The following is a 4157-nucleotide window of genomic DNA, read 5'->3' on the forward strand; positions in this document are numbered from 1 at the left end:
CGCCCCGCCGGCCTGCGTGACGGCCCGCGGGGCGGCGGGTCAGAGGTGGCGCAGGAAGGTGGCCGCGATCGGGGCGGCGACCTTGCCGCCGCCACCGCCGCCCTCCACCACGACCGCGAACGCCACGTCCCCCTTGAACCCCATGAACCAGGCGTGGGAGTCGAGCTTCTCGCCCGTGCCGTACTCGGCCGTGCCGGTCTTGCCGCGGGTGCCCGCCGGCAGGCCGGCCGCCTTGGCCGTGCCCTTGGTGACGACCGCGGCCATCATGGCGTGCAGGTCGTCCTTGACCCCGTCGGGCAGCGGCTGCTCGGCCACCTTCTGCTTGCGGCCGGGCACCAGCGTCGGCGGGCGCCAGGTGCCGTCGGCGATGGCGGCGGCCACCGACGCCATCGACAGCGGGCTGGCGGTGATCCTGGCCTGCCCGAACGACTCGGCGGCCAGCTCGGCGCCTGACTGGGCGCGGGGGAAGCTCGCCTTGGTGGCGGGCACGCCGATGGCCAGCGGCTGGTTGAAGCCCACCTTCTCGGCCGTCGCCAGCAGCTTGTCGGCGCCGAGGTGGCGCTCGGCCAGCGGCGCGAACGTGGTGTTGCACGAGTGGGCGAACGAGTCCAGGAACGACAGCGACCCGTACTCCGCCTTGTCCGAGTTGCGGATCTTGAGCCCGCCCACGGTCGCGTACTTGGGGCAGGTCACGGTCTCCCGCGGTGAGACGCCCTCGGCGAGCAGCCCGATGGCGGTCACCGCCTTGAACGTCGAGCCGGGCGCGTAGCGGCCGTCGAGCGCCCGGTTGAAACCGCCCTGGCTGTTGACCACGGCCAGGATCTCGCCCGTGCCCGGCTCGATCGCGACCAGCGCGGTGGGCTTCTCGACGTTCTTGACCGCCGCGATGGCGGCGGCCTGGACGCCGGGATCGAGGCTGGTCCTCAACTCCTTGCCGGCGGTGCCCTCGATGGTGTGCAGGGTCTTGCCGCCCACCTGGATCTCGGTCGCCGGCGTGCCCGCGAGCTGCTTCTGGAACGTCGCCTGCAGGCCGGCCCGCCCGATGCTCTGCCCCGTCTTGTAGGACGCGCCGAGACTGGCGACGTCTTTCTTGGTCGCCTTGTCGAGGTAGCCGACCAGCTGCTGCACCGACCCGCCGACCGTGCCGGTGTCGATGCGCCCGCCGTCGGCGTCGGTGATCTTCGCGCGCTCGGGCCAGCGCGTCTTGAGCTGGAACGCCGCCCCGGGCGTCAGCGACGGGTGCAGGGCGGCGGGCGTCCAGGCGACCTTCCACGCGCGGTCGGCCACCCGGAGGTCGAGGGCGCCCTGGTAGGTCCACTCGCCGACGTTCTTCAGCCGCAACGTCGCGGTGTAGGGGACGCGGGCCCGGCCGTCGGTCTCCGTGGCCCGGCCGAGCTGGATCCTGGTGGACTCCACGGCCAGACCGGTGCGCATCTGCTCGTAGGCGGTCAGCGGCTGCGGCGCGGCAAGCTGGGCGCTCATGGCGGCGGTGTCGCCCGCCTGCCAGGCGGCGGCGAAGCGCTGCGCGGTCTCGGCGGGCGTGCCCCTGGTGCGCAGCAGGTAGTAGGCGCCGCCGCCGGCGGCCCCCACCACCAGCACGGTCACGCCCGAGACGATCGCGATGGTACGGCCACGCGCCACTGGTCAGCCCCCTGGTCGTCGGCAGCGCTTGCTGGACGTGCCCGAGCCTAGCCAACAATCTTGACTGTGCTTGACCATGCACGGCGCCGAGCGAGGGCTACGACAGGCCCCGCGCGGCCTTGTAGCTGGCCGCGTAGGTCGGCACGTACTCCTGGCCGGACAGCTTCTGGATGGCCGCCATGATCTCGTCGGTGACCCGGCGGCGGTCGCGGGCGTTCCTGTGGTCGCCCTCGAACCTCATCGGCGCGCCGATCGTGATGCCGATCCTGGACGGGCGCGGCACCTTGGCGCCGACCGGGAGCACCTTCTCGGTGCCCTTGAGCGCGACCGGCAGCACCGGGGCGCCGGTCTTGAGCGTCAGCCAGGCGACGCCGATCTTGCCGCGGTAGAGGCGGCCGTCGGGAGAGCGGGTGCCCTCGGGGTGGATGCCGAACAGCTCGCCCCGTTCGAGCAGGTCGGACGCGGCGTTGAGCATGGTCTGCGCGGCGTGGGCGCTGTCGCGGTCGGTGGGCAGGCTGCCGCCCAGGCGCATGAACCACCCGGAGACGGGGTTGCCGTTGAAGTACTCGTTCTTGGCGGCGAAGGTGACGTGCCGCGGCAGCAGCGCGGGCAGCAGGAACGAGTCGAGCATGGACAGGTGGTTGGCAGCCAGGATCGCGGGGCCCGTCCTGGGCACGTGAGCCGCCCCGGAGATGTGGGGCCGGCACATCACATGGGTCAGCGGTGTGGCGGCGAACTTGACCACTTGGTACAGCAACAGGCTCTCCTGGCAGATCGTCGGTCGGCCACCCCACCATAAGGCAGGCGCCCCGGCGGGAGCCGGAGCGCCTGGAAAGCTTTGAGGCCGATGTGGCGGTCGCCTCCTCGGCGAGATGCACAACACGGCTCCAGCCGAACGGTATTCCGTGAAGGCGGTAATTTGCGGCCCGGGGGACACAGACCACATCGGCCATTCGACTCTAACGGACATCCGGTGATCCGTATTCCACTGGCCCCAAAGATTCGGTCAGATTTGGGGCCGGGTGGCTCAGGATCCGGGGCGGGGCAGCCGTACGGTGACGCTCAGGCCGCCTTCGGGGCGGGCGCTCGCCGTCACTGCGCCGCCGTGCGCGTCGGCGATGGCCCGCACGATCGACAGTCCCAGCCCGGCGCCGCGGGCCGAGCGCACCCGGTCGCCCTGCAGCCGCCGGAACGGCTCGAACAGGTCCTCCACCTCGTACGGCGGGACGGCCGGCCCGGTGTTGTCCACCGTGACGACCGCCCAGCCGTCCTCCTGGCGCAGCCGCACCCAGACCTGGCCGTCGCGGACGTTGTACTTGACCGCGTTCTCGACCAGGTTGAACACGCACCGCTCCAGCAGCAGCGGATCGCCCAGCGCGAGGGCGGGGACCAGGTCCTGGTGGACGGTGAGCGGGCGCCGGCGCCGCTGCAACCGGATCTGTTCCAGGACGGTGCCCGCCACCTGGGCGACGTCGACGGTCTTGCGGGTGTCCAGCTCCTGCTCGGACTGCGCCAGCAGCAGCAGGCCCTCGATGAGCCGCTCGTAGCGGGCGTTGGTGCCCAGCAGGGCCCGCGCCAGGGCCTTGAGGTCCTCGGAGGCGGCCGGCTCCTCCAGCGACACCTCCAGCACGGTCCGGTTGATCGCCAGCGGGGTGCGCAGCTCGTGGGAGGCGTTGGCGATGAAGCGCCGCTGGCCGTCGAAGACCCGGTGCAGCCGGTCCAGCATCGCGTCGAACGTGTCGGCCAGCCGCTTGACCTCGTCCGGCGGGCCGTTCAGCGCGATCCGCTCGTGCAGCGTGCTCTCCGAGAGCCGCTGGGCCGTCTCGGTGACCCGGTCCAGAGGGCGCAGCGCCCGGTCGGCCACCAGGTAGCCGAGCAGCAGCGCGACCAGGCCGATCAGGACCATGATCGCAACGGAGGAGCGCAGCATCTCCTCCAGCACGCCCTCGGCCCGCTTGTTGACGTCCACCTGCGCCCGCTGGAACAGCACGTCGAGATCCGGCATCTCCGCGGCGCCGGGTGTCTTCGCCGGGCCCGCGGTGACGATCTTCATCCCGGCCCCGGCGAACCGGTCGGTCAGGGCCCGCGCGGTCAGCAGGTACGTCGACCAGAGCAGCAGCGACCCGGCCACGAAGAACAGCCCGCCGTACAGGAGGGTCAGCCGCATCCGCAGCCCCAGCCTGTTCCAGGGGAGGAGCAGGCGCGCGCCGCTCACAGCCGGTATCCCCGGCCCGGCACGTTCTCGATCACCGGGGGTGCGCCGAGCTTCCTGCGCAGCGAGGTGAGCGTGACCCGCAGCACTCCGCTGGCCGCGTCGGCGTACTCGTCCCAGACGTTCCTGCGCAGCTCGGCCGAGGTGACCAGGCGGCCGTCGGCCCGCAGCAGCTCGCGCAGCACGTCGAACTCCTTGCGGTTCAGCGCGACCTCCCGCCCGTCGCGGCTGACCGTGCGGCGGCTCGGGTCGAGCCTGACCCCGGCCCGCTCCAGCGCGCCCGGCCCCGCCCGCCGGGAGCGGC

At 72.4% G+C, this 4157-nt stretch carries 4 protein-coding genes; all 4 read right to left on the reverse strand.

The window, feature by feature from the left end; translation table 11 throughout:
• Window positions 1-39: 39 nt before the first annotated feature.
• Window positions 40-1641: a penicillin-binding transpeptidase domain-containing protein gene (locus DQW85_RS26595; protein WP_113702668.1), complete on the reverse strand. Its 1602-nt coding sequence runs from the start codon at window positions 1639-1641 to the stop codon at window positions 40-42.
• A gap of 97 nt (window positions 1642-1738) precedes the next feature.
• Window positions 1739-2398, reverse strand: coding sequence for a lysophospholipid acyltransferase family protein (locus DQW85_RS26600; RefSeq protein WP_240197441.1), 660 nt, complete (start codon window positions 2396-2398; stop codon window positions 1739-1741).
• Between the two features lie 270 nt (window positions 2399-2668).
• Window positions 2669-3856: a sensor histidine kinase gene (locus tag DQW85_RS26605; protein ID WP_113702669.1), complete on the reverse strand. Its 1188-nt coding sequence runs from the start codon at window positions 3854-3856 to the stop codon at window positions 2669-2671.
• Window positions 3853-4157, reverse strand: a 305-nt coding sequence (locus tag DQW85_RS26610) for a winged helix-turn-helix domain-containing protein (RefSeq protein ID WP_162795400.1), incomplete at its 5' end; no start/stop codon positions are given. The genes DQW85_RS26610 and DQW85_RS26605, both read right to left, overlap by 4 nt.

The sequence above is a fragment of the Nonomuraea lactucae genome (assembly GCF_003313395.1).
Taxonomy (GTDB): domain Bacteria; phylum Actinomycetota; class Actinomycetes; order Streptosporangiales; family Streptosporangiaceae; genus Nonomuraea; species Nonomuraea lactucae.